Genomic DNA, 23,210 nt, shown 5'->3' with positions numbered 1-23,210 from the left:
GCCCTGCGGCGCCGGCCCGCAATTTTGCAAGCAACCCGGCTCAGATCCCGCTTTCGCCGCTTCCCTCGTCCAGTTCCTCTTCCAGTTCCTCGAATTCCTCGTCCAGCGGCACCTCGCCGTCGTGGATCAGATATTCGCGCCGCTGCAGATAGGCGTTGCGGATGAAGGCGTAGCGGTCCAGGGCGGCCTGATCGAGAATCTCGGTGGAGCTGAGGTTGTCGGCCCGGTAATCGACCGTCCGCAGGCCGAAAAGCCCCACCTTGACCGGGAAAATGGTGTAGGCGATCGGATTCATGAACCCGTCGGCGACGCTGCCAACACCGTCACGCGGGGTCGTCGGCCCCAGGAACGGCAGTACCAGATAGGGGCCGGGCGGAAGCCCCCACACGCCCAGGGTCTGACCGAAGTCCTCGTCATGCTTTTCCAGGCCGATCTCGGAGGCGACATCGATCAGGCCGGCGACACCGACCGTGGTGTTGACCAGAAACCGGGCGGCATCCTGACCGCTTTGCTTGAACTTGAACTGCAACAGGTCGTTGGCGGTCACAGCAATGTCCTTGACGTTGCCAAAGAAGTTGGTCACCCCCTGATCGACGAAATCCGGCGTCACCCACTGATAACCTCTGGCCAACGGCTTCATCAGGTAATCGTCGAGAGTGTCGTTGAAAGCCTGGACCTTGCGGTTGACCGGCTCCAAAGGATCGCGGGGATCGGTGCTGGCGCAGCCCCCAAGCAGGCCCAGCAGCACCAGCGCCATCCATCCGGCCCGCTTCCAGGTCGTCGCTATCGTCTTGTTTTCCATGTTTTTGTTACCACGATGTGAAAATAGAGCGTACTGCTAAAAATAGCATATTCGGCCTGGCGCTTCGAGTTCAGGGTATACTGATTGCCCTTTCTGAGGCCGTCCCATGCCTATGTCCCAGGAAAAACCGCCAATGGCACGCCGCTTCCGCGGCTATCTGCCGGTCATCGTCGATGTCGAAACCGCCGGTTTCGAGCCTGAAAAACACGCCCTGCTGGAGATCGCCGCGGTGATCCCGGAGATGGACGCGCAGGGGTTCCTTCGCATCGCCGAGGTCCACAGCGCCCACGTCCAGCCCTTCCCCGGCGCTGAGCTCGATCCTGCGGCGCTGGAATTCACCGGCATCGACCCCCACCATCCCCTGCGCATCGCCCTCGACGAGAAGGAGGCGCTGCTGAAAATCTTCCACCCGGTACGGGCGGCGGTGAAAAAACAGGGTTGCACCCGCGCCATCCTGGTGGGACACAATCCCTCGTTCGACCTGGCTTTCGTCAAGGCCGCCGCCCAGCGCGCCGGTCTCAAGCGCAATCCGTTCCACCCCTTCAGCACCTTCGACACCGCCACCCTGGGCGGGCTGGTCTACGGTCAGACCGTTCTGGCCAGGGCGGCCAAGGCCGCCAGCATCGAATGGGACAACCGCGAGGCCCACTCGGCCCGCTACGATGCCGAGAAGACCGCGGAGCTGTTCTGCACCATCGTCAACACCTGGGAGCGGCTCAAACGCAATGACGGCGCCGCACCGCACTCCCCCGACGCACAGGAAGCGACAGAAACGGAACAGGGCTGACTAGGGCGCCCCGGACCAGGCGATGCGGTGGCGGGCCGTGACCTCGCGCAGCCAGGCCGGCATCCGCTCCAGCAGCAACGCCCGCCGCACCCGGTCGCCGATGGCGGCGAAGGGTTTTTGCTCCCCAGGCTTGCGTTCGATGATGGTGACGAGATGGAATCCCCTCGGGGTTTCGATCACCTCGCTGATCTCGCCGTCCTTCAGCGTGGTCAATGCCTTTTCGATCGCGGGCATGGCGCTGCCTTCCGGCAACCAGCCCATGTCGCCGGCGTGTTGCCTGCCGTAAGGGTCGATGCTGTACTGTTTGGCGAGCCGGAACAGGCTCTCGCCCTGCAGAATCCGGCGGCGCAGGGCCTGGGCCGTGTCGCGGTCCGCCACCACGATCTGGCCAATGTGGCGCCGCTCCGGCACCCGGCCGATTTCCGGGTGACGCTGGTAGTAGTCGCGCAGTGTGGTCTCATCGGGCATCCATTCCTTTTCCTTCCGTTCCAGCAGACGCTGGATCAGGCGTTCCCGCCGGAAGCCGGCCACCTGGGCGGAAACGTCGATCTCCGCCTCCCGCGCGCCCCGGGCCAACAGCCCGGTTTCGGGCAGATCACCATACTTCCGCCGCAGCCGGGCCAGGGCCGCGGCTTTGGCCTGCCGGTAGCGGTCGGCAATGTAAACCGAGCGGACCGCGGCCAGGGCGTCGAGATCGGTGCCCAGCCGGCGACGCCAGTCGGCCTGTTTTGGCGCCGGGATTTCGATCCGGTCGTGCAGGTATTGCAGATATTTCTGCGCCAGCAGGCCGGTCTCGAATTCGGCCACGTCACGACGCACGGTTTCGTCTTCTTCCAATCCCAGTCGTCTGGCCTCCTGATACAACACTTCCGCCTGCACCAGGCGCTGCAGCAGATCACGGCGCAGGACAGTCTGTTCGTCAGCATCGAGGCTGGGATACTGGGTGGCAAAGGGTGAGGAGCGCAGGGTCTGTTCCAACTGCTCGGAAGTGACCGGCGTCCCGTCGACGGTGGCCAGCACCTTGGCCTGCAGGGTGGTGCTTGCCAGCAAGGCGGCGAAAATCAAGATTCGCATGGCAGTTCTCCGGGAAAAGGGACGCTGGCCGGAAGCCGGCGTCCGGTCGGGATCAGCGGGGATTGCGCCCGCCCAGATCGGGGGCGCTGGCGTGCATCCAGGTCACCGCGGCATCGAAGTCCTTGTCGATCTTTTTGCCCTTCCAGGTCTTGCCTTCGGCGATCAGCGGCACGCCGTACTGGTTGGTTTCGTGACAGGCGGCGCATTTGAGCGGTCCGTGGCTGCCGTCCGGGTTGTACTGGGGCGCCTGCTTGTAGGTGGTGGTGTCCACCCGCGGCGTCACCGGATACAAGCCATGGATCGACTGGTGGCACGCCTGGCACGCCAGCCCGGCGTGGCCCTTGGAGTAGCGCATCAGACTGTACTTGCCCGGCTGGTTGATGGGATAGGCGATACCGCCCTGTCCTTCCACATAGGGCGCCTCATGACAGTCGGCGCAGTGGGGCTCGCCCGGTGCCAGCCAGTAGTCGCGGCCGTGATCGGCGGCCCGGTAGGGCACGGCGATGGCGTCGTCGGCCCCCCTGGGCAGCTTAAGGCTGTCGGGATCGACCATGGGATCGGCGGACAGAATGGTGACACTGGGATCGCCGTCCTCGTCCTTGTGGATCAGCGGCTTGCCGCCCTGCATGGCGATCACGGCGATGTCGGCCTCGGTGCGCTCCTTGGCCCAATTGAGCAGGATGCCGGATTCGGCCGGGTCGTCGTGACCGTTCTTGTCCAGCATCACCTTGGGATCGAGATAGCGCTCGACCAGCTCCTTCTCGGTCACGCCGATGGCCAGGGCGATGGCTTCGAGGGACTTGTTGCGCAGGGTTTCCCCTTCCTGGCGGAAGGCGTGGGTGATGTGGTCACGCTGGTACAGCTCGCGCGAGAGCTGGTTGTGGCAGTTGGTGCACCACAGTCCCTTGCCGTGCTGGCCGTTGCCGATCTTGGAGACATTGGCCTGCAGCCACTTGCCGATGGCGTTGAGGTGCTCGGGGGTTTCCACGCCGTCCTTGTCCTTGTTGGGGTTGGAGTGGACGTCGCGGCCGGCGAAACAGCCGCCCTTGGTGTCGCGGTTGTCGGCGTTGGCGTAATGGTTGCGGCCGTCGGGGGTGATGGGATAGCCGTCCAGGGAACCGTCCTGGCGGTGGGCCGGATGGCAGCCGGCGCAGGTGCCGGTACGGCCCTGGCTGTCGGGAAGCGGCCGCACGGTCTGGTGGGCGCGGTGCAGCGCTTCGCTCAAGGGCGGAATACGCACATCACCGGGCACCTGCTGGCCGGTCAGCGCCTCGACCACGCCTTTCGAGGCCAACACCCCGATGACGTTGTCGGCGTGGCATTTCTGGCACAGCACCGGATCACGCCCGAGGCGGTTGGCAAGCGAGCGGCTGTCGGGATTGTAGTTGGCGGTGAACTTGGTGCCGTGCTTGGCGTCGTGGATCTGCAGGATGGAGATGGAGGTGGCCTTGAGGCCGGCGATGTAGTCGCTGGCTCCCAGCCCCTTCCAGAAGGCGAACTCGCGCTTGTAGAGGGTGTAGCGGTCGCCGTTGGCGTTCTCGTTGGAATGACAGTTGGAGCAATTGGGCACGTCGATGGGGTTGGTGCCGTGGAATTCGATGGGCTTGCCTGTATGACTGTCGAGCACCGGCTCGCCGGTCTTGGCGTCCACCATCCGCACCCAGGCCTCCTGGTAGGGACGGATGTCGCTCTCGACGATAGTGATGGGATTCTTGGTGACGGTGCTGTCCCAGAACGGGGTCAGCGGCAATCCCAGGGCGTCCCAGATACCGGGATGGGTAAGCATGATGGGGACGTTCTCCAGTACCGGCGACTTGGTGAAGACGATGGTGCCCGCCTCGCCGGTATAGTGCAGGTGCCCCCCCTTCATGGGACTGGGCACCGCCGCTCCTGCCGGGCCGTTGTCCACCGGCACCGGAATCTCGATGCCGACCCGCTGCTTCTCGCTGTCCTTGCTGGTGTGCTTGGGATTGCTGCCCTTAAGGTCCTTGTAAACGTACAGATGAGTCCAGTAGGCGTTGGCGACGTTCTCGCTGGCCTCGTACTTGCCGTCGCCGTCCACGTCGTAGGGAACGGTCCAGTAGTACAGCTTGGCCCCTTCCGAATAGGTGTTGTCCACGTGACCGTATTCGAGCTTGAAGCGCTTGTTACCGTCCACCAGGATCATCGGGTCCTTGGGATCGGCGCCGAGCAGCCGCGGCTTGTCGTGGGGTCCCCGGGCGGTCTTGACCACCTGACTCTGGATCGAGTTGTAGGGAGGCAGAATGCAGCAGTAGGAAAAATCGAAGCCGGTGCAGTGCATGCCCAGCTCGTAGTTGATGGTGATGTTGTAGTCGTTCTTGGGTTTGGTGGGATCGGTGGCGGCCGCCGCCACACCGGAGAGCAGCAGGGCACCCCATAGCAGAGAATGGCGAATCATGACAAACCTCCTTCACGATTGGCCGCCTGCAGCCCTCCCGGCACGGCGGCGGAATGTTATTTCTTCAGGCTTTCGTAGTAGGCGGCGATGTTTTCCATGTCCTCGTCGGAGAGGCTGCCCACCATCGCCTTCATGACCGCATGGTTGCGGGCACCGGTCTTGTAGGCCTGCATCGCGGCGACCAGATACTGGGCATGCTGGCCGGCGAGATTGGGATAGGCAGGGTTGGCAGCGATGCCATCGGCCCCGTGACAGCCGGCGCAGGCGGCCGCCTTGGCCTTGCCGGCGGCGATGTCGGCAGCATTGGCGATGCCGGCCAGGCTGGCCAGCGCCAGAACGGGAATCAGTTTTCTGGTCATGGGTACTCCTCCGCTTTTCGGATTTTGGGGAAGCCAATCATAACCCTTTTAATCATGTTATTCTAATATTTTTCAATTCCAAACACACCGCCATTGTAATAAAGGGCCGCAGCATTATTGCAAAAATTTATATTCATATAACATTTATCGGTTATATGTTGGGTCCCGTGTGATCATATTCCCAAAAGGAGCTATCCTTTGTTCCGTGCCTGGGATATTCTGAGTGAGCTGATGGCAGAGGCCCAGGCCAGAAAGACGACTCAAGCCTGACGGACGAGGAGGAAGTTATGGTCATCCGTCTTCACAAGAAAGCCCGCACCACCCCTGAGATCCGCCGGGAGATCCAGAACTCCGATCTGCCGGCCACGGTCCTGGCCAGGAAATACGGCGCTCATCGTCATACCATCCGCAAGTGGCGCCAGCGCGATTCGGTCGAGGACGCCCCGCACCGGCCCCATCGCATCCATGCCACCCTGACCCCGCAGCAGGAAGCGATCGTGGTCTGTCTGCGCGAAACCCTGCTGCTGCCCCTGGACGACCTGCTGGCGGTCGTTCACCGCTTCATCCATCCCAAGATGTCCCGCTCGGCTCTGGACCGGCTGCTGCGCCGCCATGGGGTCTCCAATCTCAAGGAACTGATCGCTGCCAAGGAAGGGGAGAACGCCCCCGCCAAGGCCAAAAAGAAAGGCTTCAAGGACTACGAGCCCGGGTTTGTCCACATCGACATCAAGTACCTGCCCAAGATGCCCGATGAGACTCGGGGCCGTTACCTCTTCGTCGCCATCGACCGGGCCAGTCGCTGGGTCTGCCTGGAAATCCATCCCACCAAGGAAGCCCAGGTCGCCGCCGCTTTCCTCGACCGCCTGATCGCCAAGGCCCCCTTCAAAATCACCAAGGTCCTGACCGACAACGGCAAAGACAAATCCGCCGGGAGCGGATTTGGACCGCGCAGCGGGCCCCGAAGGGGCGAACCCCAGGGATGGGGTGAGCAATTCACCGACCGCTTCTGCGCCACCGGGGAACGCGAACCGACCGGCCGTCACCTTTTCGACCAGGCCTGCCAACGCCATGGCATCGAGCACCGCCTCATCCCACCCAAACACCCGCAGACCAACGGCATGGTAGAACGTTGCAACGGTCGGATCGCCGAGATCCTCAAAACCACCCCCTTCCGCAGCAGCCAGGATCTGGAACGGACCTTGATGCAGTATGCCAGTGTCTACAACCATCAGATCCCCCAGAAGGCCCTGGGACACATATCACCAGTACAGGCCCTCAAAGACTGGCAGAAGAAGCGGCCGGAGCTCTTCAAAAAACGTGTATACAATCTCACGGGGCTTGACACCACCCCCGATCCCAAGTGGGTGATCGCCTGCGGCGACTGCGCCGTGTGCGGCGGCGAGTTCGGCGTGTCCTATGCCAGCTGCGGCGCGGTGGAAAACGTCATTCCAGTGGATGTTAAAATCTCCGGTTGCCCCCCCGCCACCGGCAGTGCTGCTGGCCGGGATTCTGGAAGCGCTCGGAAAAGGGAGAAGAAAGCGATGAAACGCCTGTTGCTGATACTGGGCTTCCTCGGCCTGACGGCCGCGGACGCCTTCGGCGCCGACAACGCCTTCTTCGGCTGGTACGGCCTCTCGGCCCAAGGCAGCCTGGCGGCGCTGTCGCCCAGACTGGAGAAATTCAGCTGGAGTTTCCTCCAACAGGCCCGCTTCAGTCACAATCCCCAGCCTCTGTTTGCTGACAAGTCCAACAAGCTGACCGAGAACCTGCTGTTCGTCCAGTTCAATTACCACTTCAACGACCAGCTCCACGTCGGCCTGGGCTACACCCGCGACTGGCTCGACCGTTTCAACGAAAACCGCGCCTACGAGGAGATCGGCTGGCGTTCCCCCTCTACAGATACCGGGCGCTGGTTCACCCGCACCCGGCTGGAGCAACGGCTGCACGAGAAGCTCGACTCCAACGATATGGGCCTGCGGATCCGCGAACTGGTGCAATGGAACCACCCTGTGCCGGGCCTGTCCCAGGTTGACTTCATCCTCAACGACGAGGTGTTCTGGTATCTCAATTCCAGCGCCTGGCGCAGCGACGGCTTCGCCGAAAACCGCGCCTTCGCCGGTTTCGCCATTCCCCTGGCGACCAAAACCAGGCTGACCCTCGGTTATATGAACCAGTTCGTGCGCAAGGGCACATCCAAGACCAGCCAGCTGAACCACATCCTGTTCGTCAATATCGGTTTTCATCTTTAAGCGAGGTTTGCATGAGCGCCCTGCCCCCCTGCCCCCCAGTGCCAGTCCGAATACACCTATGAAGACGGCCACCTGTATGTCTGCCCCGAATGCGGCCACGAATGGAGCCAGACCGAAGCAGAAGCCGCCGAAGACACCCTGACCATAACCGACGCCCATGGCAACGTCCTGCACGACGGCGACAGCGTCACCGTCATCAAGGATCTCAAGGTCAAGGGGGCTTCGGCGGTGGTCAAGGTCGGCACCAAGGTCAAGAACATCCGGTTGGTGGAAGGGGATCACAACATCGATTGCAAAATCCCCGGTATCGGCGCCATGAAGCTGAAGTCGGAATTCGTCAAAAAGGCCTGACCCCCGGTAGCCGTCACCCGGTGCCTTCCGTCAAACAGCTGCTCTACCGGCCCCTGATCGCCGCCACCGTGCTGGCGAGCCTGGCGGTGGCGGCGGTCATCGCCGCCTTCATCTTCCTCAGCGACCGCAACTTGGCGCGCATTCACCGGATCGAGGCCACCGTCGGCCAGGTCAACCAGCTCCAGGCCATCGACCATCAGCTCCAGGCCATGCTGCTCGACGGCCCCGATCCCCGGATGCTGGCAAACATCCGCACACAATTACAGCGACTGGAACAGGAATGGCCGGACCTGATTCCCGCCATCGTCAGCGCCCTGGACGATCCCTCCCCACCCCGGCTGGGAAGCGCCATCCGCCGCCTCCAGTCTCTCCTCGGACGGGAAAACCAGCGGGAAACCCGGCTCCTGGCGCAGATCGTCGCCGATACCGAGATGGAACGCCGGGCCGCCTTCGTCGGCCTGATCGTCCTTTCGGGGCTGCTTGCCCTCGGCGCGCTGCTGACCTGGCGCTGGCTGCTGCTTCCCCTGAGGCGCATGAACCTCCTGCTGCTGCAGCTGGCCGACGGCCGCTTCGAGCCCATCGACAACCCCGACAGCAGCTCGCCCTGGCGTCCTGTGCTGGACAATTACAACCGCATGGTCCGCCGCCTTGCCGAACTGGAACGGGCCCGGCGGGAACGCACCGAGCAGCTGGAATCCCAGGTGCGCCGGGCCGCCAGCACGCTGCTGGCCCAGAACCGCGACCTAGCCCGGGCCGAGCGCCTGGCAGCGGTGGGCGAGGTGGCCGCCGGCCTGGCGCACGAGCTGCGCAACCCCTTGGCCGGCATCCGCCTGGCGCTCCATAATCTGCGCAGCGACACGGACGACCCGGAAACCTGGCGCCGCCTCGATCTGGTCATCGCCGAACTGGAGCGGATCAGCCGTCACCTCAATCAATTTCTGGACCAAGCCCGCCACCGGCCGGAACCGCCGCGCACCTTCGAACTGGCCCCGGTGGTCCAGGAAACCCTGGAACTGCTGCGCTATCAGTTGCCACCCGACATCGCGCTGCAGTGCCACATCCCCACCGGTCTGCAGGTGCAACTGCCGGAAACCGGCCTGCGCCAGGTGCTCATCAATCTGGTGCTCAACGCCGCCCAGGCCCTGGGAACCCGGGGCTGCATCCGAATCGAGGCCCGTATCGAACCGGGACGCCTGCTGCTGACGGTGAGCGACGACGGTCCCGGTTTCCCGCCATCACTGCTGGCCCACGGGGTCCGCCCCTTCGCCAGCAGCCGCGACGGCGGCACCGGTCTGGGGCTGCTGATGGTCAAACGCTTTGTCTCTGCCCTCGACGGACGCCTGGAACTGGCCAACCGCCCCGAAGGCGGCGCCCGGGTCACCCTGGAGATTCCATGCGCGCCACCCTGCTGATCATCGAAGACGAGCCCCTGCTGGGCGAGGAACTGCAGCGCCACTTCCTGCATCTCGGCTGGGAGGTGGAATGGGTGCGCGACCTGGCCGGCGCCCAACGGGTGCTGGACCAGGAGGGACTGGAACCGGACGCGGTGCTCTCGGACATGAACCTTCCCGACGGCAACGCCCTGGAGTTTCTCGAACGCCGCGGCGGCCGCCGGCCGGGCTGTGAATGGATCTTCCTCACCGGCTACGGCAGCGTTCCGGACTCGGCGCGCGCCCTGCGTCTGGGGGCCTACGAATTCCTGGAGAAGCCCTGCGATCCCAACCGCCTGCAGATGGTGCTGGAGGCGGCGGTGCGCAGCGCCCGCGCCCAGCGGCGCCTGTCCGAGGAGCGCGCCCAGCAGCATCAGCGCTACACCCCGCAGCTGTTCGCCGGCGACAGCCCGGCCACGGCGCGGCTGCGGCAGATGCTGACGCGCCTGGCCCAGGTGCCGTTCTCCTCCCTGGTAATCCTGGGGGAAACCGGGACCGGCAAGGGGCTGGCGGCCAAGATCCTCCACGCCGGCGGAACCCGCGCCCAGGGCCCCTGGGTGGAGCTGAACTGCGCCGCCCTGCCCCGCGAACTGGTGGAAGCGGAGCTGTTCGGCTACGAACCGGGCGCCTTCACCGGCGCCAAGGGTCGCCACCGGGGACTACTGGAACAGGCCGACGGCGGCCCCCTGTTCCTGGACGAGATCGGCGAACTAGAACCGGGCATCCAGGCCAAGCTGCTCAAAGCGGTGGAGGACAAGCGCTTCCGCCGCCTCGGAGGGTAACGGGAAATCCAGGTGGACGTCCGGATCATCGCCGCCAGCAACCGCGATCTCAAGGCCCAGGTCAAAGAGGGGCGTTTCCGCGAGGATCTCTATCATCGCCTGAGCGTGTTTCAGCTCACCATCCCGCCGCTTAGGGAACGCAAGCAGGACCTGAAAGCCCTGGTTCCCCTGTTCGTGGCCGAATTCAACGCCAAGGCCGGCAAGCAGGTCCGGCACGTTCCCGAGGCCGCCTAGCGCGCCTTCGAGCGCTACGACTGGCCCGGCAACGTGCGCGAACTGCGCAATCTGATCGAGCGCTGCGTACTGCTGGCGGAAGACGACACCCTGCCGATCCAGTGGCTCGGCCTGCCTGGCCTTGCCGCACCGCCGGAGGACGACGACTGCCTGCGCCTGCCCCTGGACGGCAGCCTGTCCCTGGAGGAGATGGAACGCCGCATCCTCGTCGCCGCCCTTCACAAGACCGGCGGCAACGTCACTGCCGCCGCCCGTCTCCTCAAGACCTCCCGTGAAACCCTGCGCTACCGGGTACAGAAGTTCGGCCTGGATGGCTGATCCGGCGCGGCCCTCCCTGGCCGCTGCAGACCCTTGCCCCAGCCCCACCTGCAAAAACGGAACAGAGGATGGACTATATTCGCTCCCCATAATAGAATGATGCCCATCACAATCATCAGGACGACGACATGGAGTTCACGGCGCGCGCTTTCCACATCGTGCTTCTGCTTTGTCTGGGGCTGAACGCCGCCGCCGACACCCCCGTCCTGCCACCCCGCCCGCTGTCACTGACGGAAACCCTCGCTCTGGTCCGCCAGCGCAACCCCGATCTCCAGGCCGCCCAGGCCCGCATCTGGCAGGCCGCCGCCCGGCTCGACGAGGTGAATGCCGCTTTCCTGCCCCGGATCAAGGCTGGCGTCCACTACCTCCATAGCAACGATCCCGCCCGCGCCTTCGGCATGATCGTCTCCCAGAGGCGCTTCGACTTCAGCATGGACGTCAACCATCCCGGTTATGTGGAAGATTTCCGTCCCGAGATCGGCGCCTACTGGTCCCTGTTCCGCGGCGGCCAGGACTGGTATGCGCGCCAGGCGGCCAAACTGGGGATCGACAGCCGCCGGCTGCAGCGCAGCGAACTGCACAACCTGCTCGCCGCCGCCGCCAGCCGGGCCTTTTACGCCCTGTTGGAGGCCCCGAAGCGGGTGGAGGTGGCCGACAAGACCCTGACGACCGTCCGCAAGGAACTGGAACTGATGCGCGCCCGCCAGCGTGAAGGCACCGCCCTCAAGTCCGACGTGCTGTCGCTGGAGGTACGTCTGGCCCAGGCCCGCCACGACCGCATCCGCGCCGAGAACGCCGAGCAGGCGGCCCGCACCGCACTGGCCACCCTGCTGGCCCTGCCTTCGGACGCCCGCCTTCAGGTTCGCGACGAATCCCGCCGCCTGCCCTCCAGCGAAGGGAAGTTTGAATCCTGGCTCCGGCAGGCCCTGGCCCACCGCCCCGAATGGCTCGCTGCCCGCAAACAGGTGGCAATGCGGGAGAAGGCGCTCAAAGCCGCCTGGGGCGGGCATCTGCCGCGGGTGGACGCCTTCGTGGTCTACGGCATGAACAGCAGGAACCCGCGCTTTCCCACCTCCAGGGACAACTGGACCATGGGGCTGAAGGCCGAAATCGACCTGTTCTCCGGCGGCGCCGTCAACGCCCGGGTTCGTCAGGCCCGCCGGCGCCTGGAAGAGGCCGAACGGCTGGCGGAAAGCACCCGCCTGCGGGTGGAAAAGGAAGTCCGAAGCGCCTGGCTCGACCTGCGCGACGCCCTGGCCCGGGTCGAAGTCGCCAGACGAGGGTTGGCCGCCGCCGAGGAGGCGCTCAAACTGGTGCGGGCCCAGTACCGCGGCGGCACCGCCACCGTGACCCGCTTTCTCGAAGCCGAAACCGACGCCGCCGGCGCCCGCCTGCAACTGATCTCCGCCCGGTTCGGGGCCCTGGTGGCGGAAGCGGAATTGAAACGGGCGACAGGGATGTGGTCGCTGGAGGAGCCACGATGAGGCGTTCAACCTCCGAACAAGCGCTCCAAAGCCGCGCTCACCGTCACCGTATCCCGCTCGGACAATCGCCCCAAACGCCCGTCGATCAGACGGTGGTCCAGGGTGAAGAGTTTGAAACGCACTTTGGACGGTGCCGGCAAGCCGGCAGGTTGCAGGTCCTGGATCGCACAGTCCAACGGCCAAGGCCGATGATAAGCCGAGGTAATCATCGCCATCACCGAATGACCGACGAGATCGTTGAAAGCCGACGCCGAAGACAAGACCAGGGCCGGGCGCCGTTTCCGGGTCTGGCGATCGGTGAACGGAAACGGCACCCGGACGACCGTGAAGCGCTCAAAGGTCATGGTAGGCGGCTTCGTCCGCTTCCGAATGCCATTCTTCCAGGGTCGATTCGACCGCTTTCAGATATTCCAGGTCCAGCGGTGTGGCCCGCCGTATCCGAACCGCCCCTTCGGCGTCGATCTCCCAGACGATCCGATCCCCGGGACGGATACCCAGGGCCTTGCGGATTTCCGCCGGAATGGTGGCCTGCCCCTTGCTGGTCACTTTCACCACATGCGTCATTATCACCCCTCATACTGTATTACGGTAAGAACATCATACTATGAAACTCACCAGCAAACTCGTCTGGGGACCGCTCGCTTTTCTGGGACTGGTGCTGCTGCTGGCCTGGGTCCAGGGGGCCTTTGCCACCAAGGTGCCGCCGGGGAATACGGGGCGACCTGGGAAAACCGTCTCCGGGCCGACGGTGGCGGTGGCGGAGACCCCCCTGCCGCGGCGGCTGCGCTGGCCCGGCACCGTCAGCGCCGACACCGTGGCCCACATCGCCCCCAAGATTCCCGGGCGGATTTTGGAAATCGGCGTCGATATCGGCAGCAGGGTCGAACAGGGACAACTGCTGGCCCGCCTTGAAGACAGCGAAATCCGCGCCCGTCTCAAGGCGGCGCAGGCCGCGCTGGCCGCCGCCCAGGCCCAGGCGCAACGGGCGGCCGCCGATGCCCGGCGCATCCGCAATCTGTTCAGACAACAGGCCGCCACCCAGCGTGATCTCGATGCCGCCGTCGCCGCCGAACGCACCGCCAAGGCGCAGGTGGAACAAGCACGCCAGCAAATCCAGGCCATCCGCTCCCAGCTCAAGGAAACCCGTCTGTATGCCCCTTTCGCCGGCAGCGTCATCGAACGGCTGGCCGATCCCGGCGACATGGGAATGCCCGGACAGCCGATCCTGGTGCTGCAGAACCCCCACCGGCTGGAGGTCTATACCCACGTACCGGAAAGCTGTGCCGTCTATTTGCGTCCGGGCACCGGGGTACGGATCGAGATTCCCGGCCGGCGCTTACAGCTTATGGCGACCGTGACGGAAACGGCCGCCGCCGCCGATCCCTTCACCCACACCATCGAGGTCAAGGCGGCGCTGCCGGCCGGACAGGACATCCTGCCCGGCGCCTTCGCATGGGTCGGCCAGAGCTGCGGTGAGGAGACGGTCCTGCTGCTGCCGCAGCAGACCGTACGCCGGGTGGGTCAGCTGGAGGAAGTGGACTTGGTGCGCGAGGGCCGGGTCCAGACCCGCCTGGTGCGCACCGGCCGCCGCATCGACGGCCAGGTGGAGATCCTTTCCGGGCTGAAGGCGGGCGAGCGGGTGCAACTCCCCGGGGATGGGGGAAACGCTTCGCGGGGACGCCGTGAATCCCTCCCTGGAGGCTTCACCGCGGCCTCCCTGCCGCGGAGACCCCGCTCACCGTCCCCCCCATCCCCTACCCCCAGGAGCTGAGATGGCGGAGACAAAACTGGGCTTTACCACCCGCATCGTCAAGCTCTTCATCGAATCGCGCCTGTCGCCGCTGATTCTGATCGGTTCGCTGCTCATGGGCCTGACGGCGCTGCTGCTGACGCCGCGCGAGGAGGAACCACAGATCGTGGTGCCGGTGATGGACGTGTTCGTCGAGGCTCCCGGCACCTCGGTGGACGAGGTGGAGAAGCTGGTGGCCACCCCCCTGGAGCAGAAGCTGTGGGAGATTCCCGGGGTGGAATACGTCTATTCCATGTCGATGCCGGGCCGGGCCATCGCCACGGTGCGTTATTACGTGGGTGAGGACCGCGAGGACAGCCTGCTCAAGACCTGGAGCAAGCTGATGTCCAACCGCGAACTGATCCCGCCGTTTGTCACCTCCTGGACGGTCAAGCCGGTGGAGATCGACGACGTCCCCATCGTTCTCCTGACCCTGTCCTCGCCCGATCCGGCCTACGGCACCTACGAGCTGCGCCGCATCGCCGAGGAACTGCTGGACAAGGTCGGCCAGGTGAAGAACACCGGCAAGCTGTGGATCGCCGGCGGCGAGCGCCGCACCCTGCGCATCTATCCCGATCCCGCCAAACTGGCGGCCCATCACCTGAGCCTGTTGCAGCTGATGCAGGCGCTGCAGCAGGCGGACTTCAACCTTCAGGCCGGGGAATTCGACCACCGCAACCGTCGCCTGCGCCTGGAGGCCGGTCCCTTCTGGCAGACTCTGGAGCAGGCCGCCGCCACCGTGGTCGGCCAGTACCGGGGACGGCCGGTCTATCTGCGCGAAGTGGCCCGTCTCGAGGACGGCCCTGCCGAGGTGGAAACCCTCACCCGCATCGGCTTCGGCACCCAGGCGGAACACAGCAAACACATCGCCGGCCCCGAGACGCGGACCGGCGACGGCCGGCCGGCAGTCACCATCGCCATCCCCAAGCGCCGCGGCGCCAACGCCGTCACCGTGGCCCGTGAGGTGATCGAGAAGATCCGCTCCCTGCACGGCAGCGTGATTCCCTCCGACGTCACCGTCACCGTCACTCGCGACTACGGCGAGACCGCCAACGACAAGGTCAACGAACTGGTCGAGCATCTTTTCATCGCCATCGCCACCGTCATCGTCCTCCTGGCCCTGGCCCTGGGGGTGCGCGAGGCCTTCATCGTCGCCATCGCCGTGCCCATGACCCTGGGGGTGACCCTGTTCTGCGACCTGGTGTTCGGCTATACCATCAACCGCGTGACCCTGTTCGCCCTGATCCTGTCTCTGGAGCTGCTGGTGGACGACCCCATCGTGGACGTGGAAAACATCTACCGCCACTTCAAGCTGCGCAGGCAGCCGCCGCTGCAGGCGGCCCTGACCGCGGTGGACGAGGTGCGGCCGCCCACCATCTATGCAACTTTCACCGTCATCGTCTCCTTCCTGCCGATGTTCTTCATCACCGGCATGATGGGCCCTTACATGGCGCCGATGGCCTTCAACGTGCCGGTGGCGATGCTGATGTCGCTGCTGGTGGCCTTTACTGTCACCCCCTGGGCCAGCTATCACCTGCTCAAGGCCGAATACGGCAAGCCGGGGGAAAAGCCTTATCGTTTGCACGAAAGCCCCATTTACCGCGGGTACCGCAGAGCGCTGGGGCCGCTGATCGCCTACCCCTGGCGCGCGCGCGTTTTTCTGGGGGTGGTGGCACTGCTGTTCGTGCTCTCGTGCCTGCTGGCGGTGTTCGGCATTCCCCTGAAACTGCTGCCCTTCGACAACAAGAACGAGCTGCAGCTGGTGATCGACATGCCCCGCGGCACCACCCTGGAGGAAACCGACGCCGTGGCCCGGGACCTAGAGGCCTATCTCGCCACGGTCAACGAGGTCACCGATTTCGAGACCTACATCGGCCACGCCTCACCCATGGACTTCAACGGCCTGGTGCGCCACTACTATCTGCGCCGCGCCAGCTATCAGGGTGATATCCGCATCAACCTGATCCACAAACATCAGCGCGAGCACCAATCCCACGAGATCGCCCTCAGGATCCGCCCCGACATCGAGGCCATCGCCGCCCGTCACGGCGCCAGCGTCAAGATCGTCGAGATTCCCCCCGGGCCGCCGGTGCTTTCCACCGTAGTGGCCGAGGTTTACGGCCCGCCAGGAGGATCTTACGACGATCTGGCCGCCGCCACGCTGAAGATGCGCGAAGGCTTCGAGAAGCTCGACATCCTGGTGGACGTGGACGACTTCGTGGACGAACCCCAGACCCGGCTGGATTTCCACGTCGATCAGGCCAAGGCGGCATTGCACGGCATCAGCGTCGGGCATATTTCCCGCACCGTCGCCGCCGCCCTGGGCGGGGCCCGGGTCGGCCTGCTGCACGCTCCCCACGAACGCCAGCCAGCCCCGGCGATCGTCCGTATCGAACGGCCCTTGCGCTCCCATCCGGAAATCCTCACCAGCCTGCGGGTGCACGGCAGCGACGGCAAACTGATTCCCCTGAGCGAGCTGGGGCATTTCGTCGAGGAACCGGTACCGGTGAGCCGCTACCACAAGAATCTCAAGCCGGTAGGCTACGTGACCGCCGAAATGGCCGGCCACGCGCCGGTGGAGGCCGTCATCGCCCTCACCCGGATGTTCGAGGAAGACCCCCTGCCCAAAGGCTACGACTTTACCCTGCGCGGCGAGGGGGAATGGAAGATCACGGTGGACGTGTTCCGCGACCTGGGGCTAGCCTTCGCCGCCGCCCTGGTGATGATCTACATTCTGCTGGTGATGCAGACCGATTCGCTGGGAATGCCGCTGGTCATCATGATGTCCATCCCCCTGACCATCATCGGCATCATGCCCGGTTTCTGGCTACTGAACCTGCTGCCGGAGCCCATCGGCCCTTATCCCAATCCGGTGTTGTTCTTCACCGCCACCGCCATGATCGGCATGATCGCCCTGGCCGGGATCGTGGTACGCAACTCCATCATTCTCATCGACTTCATCCAGCGCCTCGAGGATCAGGGCAAATCCCTGACCGAGGCGCTGATCGAGGCGGGCGCGGTGCGTCTCAGGCCGATCTTCCTCACCGCCGGGGCGGCAATGTTCGGCTCCTTCGTCATCACCCTCGACCCAATCTTCTCAGGGCTCGCCTGGAGCTTCATCTTCGGCATCTTCGCCTCCACCAGCTTCACCCTTCTGGTGGTGCCGGTGGTCTATTACCTGCTGAACCACGAAATCCGTTCAGGGTCGATTTAACCGCCCGGGATTAACCTGCAGTTCCCAATGTGAGCTGCAGGTTAATCCCATGAGCCATCTCAAGACATCCCTTGCCGTCCTCATCGTCTGGGGAATCTTCGGTACCGCAGCGGCCAGCGAACCACACCCTTACTGGCGCTCCGGGCATGCGCCGCGGCCGGATATCCACGCCTTGCTGGAACGCCAGCATGCCCGCATCGAGTGGAGTACCGCCAGCGGCCGGCTGAGCGAGCGGCAATACCGCAAGCTGATGCGCAAACACCTGAGGATCGTAGAACTGGAAGACCGCTTCAGCCGCGACGGCTGGCTGTCCCGCAAGGAAATGCGGGTTCTGCACCACAAGATCCGCAAACTCAACGGCAAAATCCGCAAAAAGAGCCACCAGGGCCCAAGACCTTACGCATACGACACCTATGACCGCTGGCACCCGCATCCTCTGCCTCCCGGCGGTCGCCTGTACCAACCCGGACCGTGGCCGCGGTACCGCCCGGAAGCGGGAAGATACGACTGGTAAGCAGGATCAACGGGCCGGGGGCAACTGGAACATCAATCCTTTGCCCTCGCCCTGCATCAGGGTCGAGGGATAGGTGCCGTTCCATTTCTCTACCGCCTTGTAACGGATAAGGCGGTCGGTGATGGAGGCGGCAACCAGCTGGTTGGCCTTGGCGACAGCTTCCGCCTCCTTCATGATCTGATAGGCCTTGGCGTCGGCCTCGATGCGCTGGCGTTCGGCCTCGGCCTTGGCCTGGGTGGTGACCTCGATCAGCTTGGTGTTGGCCTCGATGGTCTTGATCCGCTGGTTTTTTTCCGCTTGTTTTTCCACCATTTCCAGACGCTGTTCTTCCTGTTTGGCCAGCTGCACCTCCTCGACCTTCTTGAGCACGATCTGCGGCAGGCGGATGTTGCGCAGCGCCACATCCTGAAGCTGAAAGGGCAGGGCCTTGAACTTTTCCCCGAGGACAGCGCGGATCTCCCTGGCGATGACCGCGCGGTCGGCGGCGATCTTCTCGGCCTGGTACTTGCCGATGACATCGCGCACCACGTCCCGGACGATGGGGTTGATGAGCTTCTCGAAGTAGTTGTCGCCGTAGCGGGTCAGGATTTCCGCGGCCTCGCTGGCCATCGGGGTGAACTGCACCGTCAGCTCGACGCCGATGGGAAGATTCTTGTTGTCGAGCACCTCAATGGCCGGCTTGTTGACGACACCGCCCTTGTCGGGCTGATCCTTGACGCTCTTGTAGTTGACCGTCTGCAGCCGGACATCGAACACGTGCACCCGCTGGACCAGGGGCAGTTTGAAATGGAGGCCCGGTTCCTTCTCCTCCGGGTCGTACTTTCCGAAGGTGCTGAGCACGCCGACGGTGCCGCTTTCGATGGTGTACACCGTCATGAAAGCGAGCGCGACGATGACAAGGCTGGGAATCAGCAGGCCGGCCGCACCGGCCTTGAAAGCCGTGCGGGGAAAGAGCTTATCGCCGGTGGGATCGATGTCTGTTTTCATGGGGCCTCCGCAAAAGTCTGAAACCTGTACACCAGCTTAGCAGCAAAAACCCCTCGAGCAATCCGCTAGACCACCTCTGTCTGTTCTGGCTCAGCTAGTTCGCCGCCATCATGATGCTGCTCTGGCGATTGCGACCCTTGGCCGCCAGAGATTCAGACCTCCCATACGGTCCGGTCGATATCGGCCAATTGCGCCAAAGGAACCGGACGGCTGCAAAGATATCCCTGCGCCACATCACACCCCATTTCCCGGAGGGCGCGCCACTGGCTCGGTGTCTCTACGCCTTCAGCGATGACCTGGATTCCGAGGTTGTGGGCCAGGGCGACAATGGCGCTGACCACCTCACGGTCCTCGGTATGCGTCATCATGTTGCCGATGAAGGAACGGTCGATCTTCAAAGCTGCAATCGGCAGCCGGGCCAGATAGGCCAACGACGAGTAGCCGGTGCCGAAATCGTCGATGCAGACGCCCACGCCCAATTCCTGCAAGGAATCGAACAGAGACAGCGTCCTGGCTGGATCATCCATGGCTGCCGATTCGGTCAGTTCCAGCTTGAGGCAATGCGGTTCCAGAGCGTTGTCCTTCAGCACCGCCGCCACTTGTCCGATCAGGGATGGCGCCAGCTGACGGGCGGAAACGTTGACCGCAACCGGAAAATCCGTTTCCCCCAGCGCCCCAAGACACTGCCGATAGTCCCGGCCCACCTGCTGCAACACCCAAACGCCAACCGGTTCGATCAGACCGGTTTCCTCCAGCAGAGGAATGAACTCCGCCGGGTTGATCAGCCCATGCTCCGGATGACGCCAACGCAGCAACGCCTCCAGCCCCACGATACGGCCGTCCCGCAGGGAAACCTGAGGCTGGTAATGAATCTCGAACTGCCGCCGTTCGAGGGCGTTGTAAAGATAATTTTCCAGCATTTGCCGCCGTTGTATGCCCTCGTGCAAAGCCGGATCATAGAGACAGAAACGATTGCGTCCTGCCTGTTTGGCATGATACATGGCCATGTCCGCACGGCTGATGAGCTCGTCAAGGGTTTCGGCCTGGGCGGGATAAAGTACCATTCCGATGCTGACGGTGACCGAGCGTTCGATTTCTCCGAGGACGAAAGGCCGGCGGAAACGCGCCAGGATCTTTTCGGCGACGGTGATGGCATCCTCCGGCATTTCCAGATCATTGAGAATGATGGTGAATTCGTCACCGGAGAGACGGGCTACGGTATCTCCCATACGTGGCGCCTCACGCTTTCGCAAACAATGCTGCAACCGCCGCGACACCTGCTGCAACAGGCGGTCGCCCACCTGATGTCCCAGGGTGTCGTTGATGACTTTGAAACGGTCCAGATCCAGCATCAGCAAAGCCATTTGCCTGCCGTTGAAGTGGCAACGCCGTATCGCCTGCCTCAATTCGGTACGGAACATGAGGCGGTTGGGCAGTTCGGTCAGATGATCGTAATGGATCAGGCGCTCCATTCCCTGGCGTCGCACTGCGTACTCCGACAGATCGGAAAAGACCGCCACGTAATGGGTCACCTCGCCTTCCGCATCGGAAATCGCGGTGATCCGCAGCCATTCCGGATAAACGGAGCCGTTCTTGCGCCGGTTCCAGATTTCCCCCTGCCACTGGCCGGTTGCATTGATGCTCTGCCACATTTGGCGATAGAAATCCTCACCGTGATGGCCGGAGCTGAAAATGCGCGGTGTTTGGCCGATCAGTTCCTCGCGGCTGTAACCGGTGATCGTAATCAGCGCCCGATTGACCAGAATGATCCGTTTGTCCGCATCGGTCACCAGGATACCCTCGGCACTGTTCTCGAAGACCCGGGTGGCCACTTTCAATTCCACCGCCTGTTGGTGACTGAGCAGGCGCTGACGGAGGAGGAACACCGCCATGCCCATGATGTCGGCGAATTCCTCCACCAGCCGCTGGTCGCCGCAGTCGAAGGGTTCGCCGTCTTCGCGGTCACACAGGTATACCCGCCCTTGGACTTTGCCATCACACCGGATTAACGCCGCGAGCAAGGAATGCATCGGTGGATGGCCGGGCGGGAACCCTGCCGCCCGTGGATGCCGTTCCATATCCGTCAACCGGATGACCCCTTTTTCCAGCAGGAAATCCCCCAACAACCCCTTTCCGGTAGGCAGGCGCCCGATGGCCGCGGCGGTCTCAGGATCGATTCCGGTATAGAGGAAGTCGCTGATCTTCCCGTCAGCATCTAACAGAATCAAGGCACCGTAACGGGCGCCAACCAGGGACACCAGGTGTTCCAGGGCGGACTGCAATAGCTGCTGCTCCAATCCGGTTTCGGCCGCCTGGCTCAGCAGTTGTTTTGATTCCTCCCGCAACCGCCGCAAGCGGGCGGTATGCTCCGCCAACCGGTCCAGACGCTGGCGAAAACGCGCACTTTGACGCTCGATCCCCGCCTGCAGCCGCCGTGTTTCGCGCAATGCCGCACCCAACAAACTAAATGGCGTCACCGCACCGACGAAACGACCATCGCTATCGATCACCGCCAAGGCACCGCCCTGTTCCTTTTGCAGACGGCGCCAACCCTCTTCAAGCGGGGCATCCGCCGACAGCGGTGGCGGTGGAGGCTGCAATAACAGGTCAGCGAAGATTCGCCCGGGACGAGCGCTCACCTGCGCCGCCGTCACCAACCCCAGGAAAATTTCGCAACCGCTCGCCTGCTCGAAAACCGCAAACACCGTCTGTCCAGAAAGTTCATCCAGAGACGGCCGCTCGTCAGGAGCGACCCGCACGACCCGATCACTCAACGCCTCCATGATACGTAAGGGGCGCTGCAGGGAAAAAAGAGGGTTGCTTCCTTCCATGGCTTCAGGCGGCGAAGCGACGGGCGAGATCGCGCAATCCACTGGCCAGCTGCAGCAGTTCATTGGCGGCAGCGGCTGCCATGCCCGAATCCCGGGCCACCCGGTCGGCGGTCGTACTGATGCGCTCGACACTGTGGCGGATCTCGTCGGTCACACAGGATTGCTGCTCCACAGCTCCGGCCACTTCCAAGCTCATGGTCTTGATGAGATCGATACGGTCAGCCACCTGGCTCAAACGGTCACCGGCACTTTCTGCCCGGGTAACACTGCCGCGGGCCCGTTCGCAACCGGATTCCATGACCTCGACGGCTTCCTGAATGCCTTGCTGGAGGTTCTCCACCAATTGCTGAATTCGGTGAGTGGATTCCTGGGTGCTAGAAGCTAACTTGCGCACCTCCTCAGCCACCACGGCAAACCCGCGCCCCTGTTCCCCAGCCCGCGCCGCTTCGATTGCGGCATTGAGCGCCAGTAGATTGGTCTGGTCGGCAATGTCGCGGATGACTCCCACGACCATGCCGATATCATCCCCCTCCTTCTTGACCGTCTGAATCACCTCCGCCGCCTGCGCCACACTGTCTGCCAGGGCGGTAATCTCCTGGGCGGTATCCTGACTGGTCTGCATTCCGTCACGTGCGGCTGCACTGGCGTCATCTGCCGAATCGGACGTCTGGGTGGCACTGGCGGCGATACTATGAATCGTCTGGTTGAGTTCCTCGATCGCCCGGGCCAGTGCTTCCGTGTCTTCCTGCTGTTTGTCCAGGACCTGTGTGGTTTCCTCTGCCACCCGATGGTTCCGGCCTGCGCGGTCCGCCACCGCTTCCGCCATGTCCTCGAAACGGCTTTGCAGCGTCCGGAGTCTGGCTTCGAGTGACAGCAAGGCGGTCTGTAATTGGCCGGCTTCATCCGCCCGTCCGGCATAAACCAGATTGGCGACCGGATCATCACTGAAGCGGCGGGACCACTCCACTACCCGAACCAAGGGATCAAGCAGGCGCCGACACAGCAGGTGTACCGTCAAGATCGATCCCACCAACGCACTCCAGCCCCAGACGGGGCTGCCCCACTGCAAAGCTGCACTGACCGGCAGCAAAGCGGCGGCGACAGCCAAAGTCAATCGATCGGCCAGCGCCAGACGCCGGCGGTTGCGGAAACGCCCTGCCTGCATGAGCGTATACAGACGCTCGGCCCGCTCGCGCCATTCCGGCTTGGGATGGGTACGTACCGACTCGTAACCAACCAGCTGGCCATTCTCCACCACCGGGGCGACGAAAGCGTCCACCCAGTAATGATCCCCGTTCTTACAGCGGTTCTTGACGATACCCATCCAGGGACGCCCTGCCTTGAGATGATCCCACATTTGCTTGAAAGCGGCTGGCGGCATGTCGGGATGGCGCACGATATTGTGCGCCTTGCCGAGCAGCTCCTCCTTTTCGAAACCGGAAACTTCGACAAAGGCGGCGTTGGCATAGGTGATCCGGCCCTTGAGGTCGGTGGCGGACACCAAATCTTTCTCCGGAAGAGCCACTTCCCGGCCGGTTACAGGCAAATTGACGCGCATAGGGATCTCCTTCCATTTAACCTGCATG

18 protein-coding genes and 3 pseudogenes are annotated in these 23,210 nt (G+C 63.7%); 12 read left to right on the top strand and 9 right to left on the bottom strand.

Going from position 1 to position 23,210, the window contains the following annotated elements:
- Nucleotides 1-40 precede the first annotated feature (40 nt).
- Nucleotides 41-802 carry an MlaA family lipoprotein gene (locus MCIT9_RS06465; protein WP_317706583.1) on the bottom strand — a complete coding sequence of 254 codons (762 nt, stop codon included), beginning with the start codon at nt 800-802 and terminating at the stop codon, nt 41-43.
- 112 nt (nt 803-914) lie between these two features.
- Between MCIT9_RS06465 and rnt the strand changes: the two genes are divergently transcribed.
- Nucleotides 915-1,589, top strand: a complete 675-nt coding sequence (gene rnt / locus MCIT9_RS06460; protein WP_317706582.1) for a ribonuclease T — start codon at nt 915-917, stop codon at nt 1,587-1,589.
- Here rnt and MCIT9_RS06455 read toward each other — a convergent pair whose 3' ends face one another.
- From MCIT9_RS06455 to MCIT9_RS06445, 3 genes are read right to left on the bottom strand one after another with little or no spacing between them, the layout of a single operon-like run.
- A complete protein-coding gene (locus MCIT9_RS06455; protein ID WP_317706581.1) occupies nt 1,590-2,663 on the bottom strand; it encodes a peptidylprolyl isomerase in 1,074 nt (357 codons plus the stop codon).
- A gap of 52 nt (nt 2,664-2,715) precedes the next feature.
- On the bottom strand, nt 2,716-5,082 hold the full coding sequence (locus tag MCIT9_RS06450) for a hypothetical protein (RefSeq protein ID WP_317706580.1): 2,367 nt from the start codon (nt 5,080-5,082) through the stop codon (nt 2,716-2,718).
- A gap of 56 nt (nt 5,083-5,138) precedes the next feature.
- The gene (locus tag MCIT9_RS06445; protein WP_317706579.1) at nt 5,139-5,441 is read right to left on the bottom strand and encodes a c-type cytochrome; all 303 of its coding nucleotides are present in this window, start codon (nt 5,439-5,441) and stop codon (nt 5,139-5,141) included.
- A gap of 287 nt (nt 5,442-5,728) precedes the next feature.
- Here MCIT9_RS06445 and MCIT9_RS06440 point away from each other — a divergent pair.
- From MCIT9_RS06440 to MCIT9_RS06410, 8 genes and pseudogenes are all read left to right on the top strand, one after another.
- A pseudogene (locus MCIT9_RS06440) lies at nt 5,729-6,784 on the top strand (integrase core domain-containing protein); the annotation flags it as partial.
- Nucleotides 6,785-6,805: 21 nt separating this feature from the next.
- Entirely contained in the window at nt 6,806-7,690 is an 885-nt protein-coding gene (locus tag MCIT9_RS06435; RefSeq protein WP_317706706.1) for a DUF2490 domain-containing protein, read from the top strand.
- 72 nt (nt 7,691-7,762) lie between these two features.
- Nucleotides 7,763-8,041: a zinc ribbon domain-containing protein YjdM gene (locus MCIT9_RS06430; protein WP_479724341.1), complete on the top strand. Its 279-nt coding sequence runs from the start codon at nt 7,763-7,765 to the stop codon at nt 8,039-8,041.
- A 20-nt stretch (nt 8,042-8,061) separates the two neighbouring features.
- Nucleotides 8,062-9,453, top strand: a complete 1,392-nt coding sequence (locus MCIT9_RS06425) for a sensor histidine kinase (RefSeq protein WP_317706578.1) — start codon at nt 8,062-8,064, stop codon at nt 9,451-9,453.
- Nucleotides 9,435-10,487, top strand: a pseudogene (locus MCIT9_RS06420) (sigma-54-dependent transcriptional regulator). The gene MCIT9_RS06425 and the pseudogene MCIT9_RS06420 overlap by 19 nt, the downstream one beginning before the upstream one ends.
- Nucleotides 10,488-10,502: 15 nt before the next feature.
- Nucleotides 10,503-10,577 (top strand): annotated as a pseudogene (locus MCIT9_RS13745) (AAA-type ATPase lid domain-containing protein); the annotation flags it as partial.
- Between the two features lie 99 nt (nt 10,578-10,676).
- Complete coding sequence (locus tag MCIT9_RS13740) at nt 10,677-10,805, top strand: helix-turn-helix domain-containing protein (RefSeq protein ID WP_479724340.1); 129 nt, start codon at nt 10,677-10,679, stop codon at nt 10,803-10,805.
- A 128-nt stretch (nt 10,806-10,933) separates the two neighbouring features.
- The gene (locus MCIT9_RS06410) at nt 10,934-12,289 is read left to right on the top strand and encodes a TolC family protein (RefSeq protein ID WP_317706576.1); all 1,356 of its coding nucleotides are present in this window, start codon (nt 10,934-10,936) and stop codon (nt 12,287-12,289) included.
- A 5-nt stretch (nt 12,290-12,294) separates the two neighbouring features.
- Here MCIT9_RS06410 and MCIT9_RS06405 read toward each other — a convergent pair whose 3' ends face one another.
- Both MCIT9_RS06405 and MCIT9_RS06400 read right to left on the bottom strand, forming a co-directional pair.
- A complete protein-coding gene (locus tag MCIT9_RS06405; protein ID WP_317706575.1) occupies nt 12,295-12,633 on the bottom strand; it encodes a type II toxin-antitoxin system PemK/MazF family toxin in 339 nt (112 codons plus the stop codon).
- The gene (locus tag MCIT9_RS06400) at nt 12,623-12,841 is read right to left on the bottom strand and encodes an AbrB/MazE/SpoVT family DNA-binding domain-containing protein (RefSeq protein WP_317706574.1); all 219 of its coding nucleotides are present in this window, start codon (nt 12,839-12,841) and stop codon (nt 12,623-12,625) included. The genes MCIT9_RS06405 and MCIT9_RS06400 overlap by 11 nt, the downstream gene beginning before the upstream one ends.
- A gap of 52 nt (nt 12,842-12,893) precedes the next feature.
- On the opposite strand from MCIT9_RS06400, the gene MCIT9_RS06395 reads away from it, so the two are divergent.
- Genes MCIT9_RS06395 through MCIT9_RS06385 form a run of 3 tightly spaced genes read left to right on the top strand, consistent with a single transcriptional unit; the run spans nt 12,894 to nt 17,806 of the window.
- On the top strand, nt 12,894-14,060 hold the full coding sequence (locus MCIT9_RS06395; protein WP_317706573.1) for an efflux RND transporter periplasmic adaptor subunit: 1,167 nt from the start codon (nt 12,894-12,896) through the stop codon (nt 14,058-14,060).
- A 1-nt stretch (nt 14,061) separates the two neighbouring features.
- Nucleotides 14,062-17,292 (top strand): efflux RND transporter permease subunit, encoded by a 3,231-nt coding sequence (locus MCIT9_RS06390; RefSeq protein WP_317706572.1) that lies wholly within the window; start codon nt 14,062-14,064, stop codon nt 17,290-17,292.
- Between the two features lie 49 nt (nt 17,293-17,341).
- A complete protein-coding gene (locus MCIT9_RS06385; protein WP_317706571.1) occupies nt 17,342-17,806 on the top strand; it encodes a hypothetical protein in 465 nt (154 codons plus the stop codon).
- 6 nt (nt 17,807-17,812) lie between these two features.
- Here MCIT9_RS06385 and MCIT9_RS06380 read toward each other — a convergent pair whose 3' ends face one another.
- The 3 genes from MCIT9_RS06380 to MCIT9_RS06370 all read right to left on the bottom strand — a co-directional run bounded on the left by MCIT9_RS06380 (nt 17,813) and on the right by MCIT9_RS06370 (nt 23,182).
- Nucleotides 17,813-18,793, bottom strand: coding sequence for a prohibitin family protein (locus tag MCIT9_RS06380; protein WP_317706570.1), 981 nt, complete (start codon nt 18,791-18,793; stop codon nt 17,813-17,815).
- Nucleotides 18,794-18,945: 152 nt separating this feature from the next.
- Entirely contained in the window at nt 18,946-21,567 is a 2,622-nt protein-coding gene (locus tag MCIT9_RS06375; protein WP_317706569.1) for an EAL domain-containing protein, read from the bottom strand.
- A 61-nt stretch (nt 21,568-21,628) separates the two neighbouring features.
- A complete protein-coding gene (locus MCIT9_RS06370) occupies nt 21,629-23,182 on the bottom strand; it encodes a methyl-accepting chemotaxis protein (protein ID WP_317706568.1) in 1,554 nt (517 codons plus the stop codon).
- Nucleotides 23,183-23,210 lie beyond the last annotated feature (28 nt).

Source organism: Methylomarinovum caldicuralii (assembly GCF_033126985.1).
Taxonomy (GTDB): Bacteria; Pseudomonadota; Gammaproteobacteria; order Methylococcales; family Methylothermaceae; genus Methylohalobius; species Methylohalobius caldicuralii.
The sequence above is the reverse complement of the archived record's forward strand: the minus strand, read 5'-3'. Positions and strand labels throughout refer to the sequence as shown.

Bases quoted from the DNA above. Each gene is read 5' to 3' on its own strand.
- MCIT9_RS06465 (WP_317706583.1), bottom strand. From the start codon at position 802: ATGGAAAACAAGACGATAGCGACGACCTGGAAGCGGGCCGGATGGATG.
- MCIT9_RS06455 (WP_317706581.1), bottom strand. From the start codon at position 2,663: ATGCGAATCTTGATTTTCGCCGCCTTGCTGGCAAGCACCACCCTGCAG.
- MCIT9_RS06385 (WP_317706571.1), top strand. From the start codon at position 17,342: ATGAGCCATCTCAAGACATCCCTTGCCGTCCTCATCGTCTGGGGAATC.
- MCIT9_RS06370 (WP_317706568.1), bottom strand. From the start codon at position 23,182: ATGCGCGTCAATTTGCCTGTAACCGGCCGGGAAGTGGCTCTTCCGGAG.
- MCIT9_RS06405 (WP_317706575.1), bottom strand. From the start codon at position 12,633: ATGACCTTTGAGCGCTTCACGGTCGTCCGGGTGCCGTTTCCGTTCACC.
- rnt (WP_317706582.1), top strand. From the start codon at position 915: ATGTCCCAGGAAAAACCGCCAATGGCACGCCGCTTCCGCGGCTATCTG.
- MCIT9_RS06410 (WP_317706576.1), top strand. From the start codon at position 10,934: ATGGAGTTCACGGCGCGCGCTTTCCACATCGTGCTTCTGCTTTGTCTG.
- MCIT9_RS06445 (WP_317706579.1), bottom strand. From the start codon at position 5,441: ATGACCAGAAAACTGATTCCCGTTCTGGCGCTGGCCAGCCTGGCCGGC.
- MCIT9_RS06395 (WP_317706573.1), top strand. From the start codon at position 12,894: ATGAAACTCACCAGCAAACTCGTCTGGGGACCGCTCGCTTTTCTGGGA.
- MCIT9_RS06450 (WP_317706580.1), bottom strand. From the start codon at position 5,082: ATGATTCGCCATTCTCTGCTATGGGGTGCCCTGCTGCTCTCCGGTGTG.
- MCIT9_RS06380 (WP_317706570.1), bottom strand. From the start codon at position 18,793: ATGAAAACAGACATCGATCCCACCGGCGATAAGCTCTTTCCCCGCACG.
- MCIT9_RS06390 (WP_317706572.1), top strand. From the start codon at position 14,062: ATGGCGGAGACAAAACTGGGCTTTACCACCCGCATCGTCAAGCTCTTC.
- MCIT9_RS13740 (WP_479724340.1), top strand. From the start codon at position 10,677: ATGGAACGCCGCATCCTCGTCGCCGCCCTTCACAAGACCGGCGGCAAC.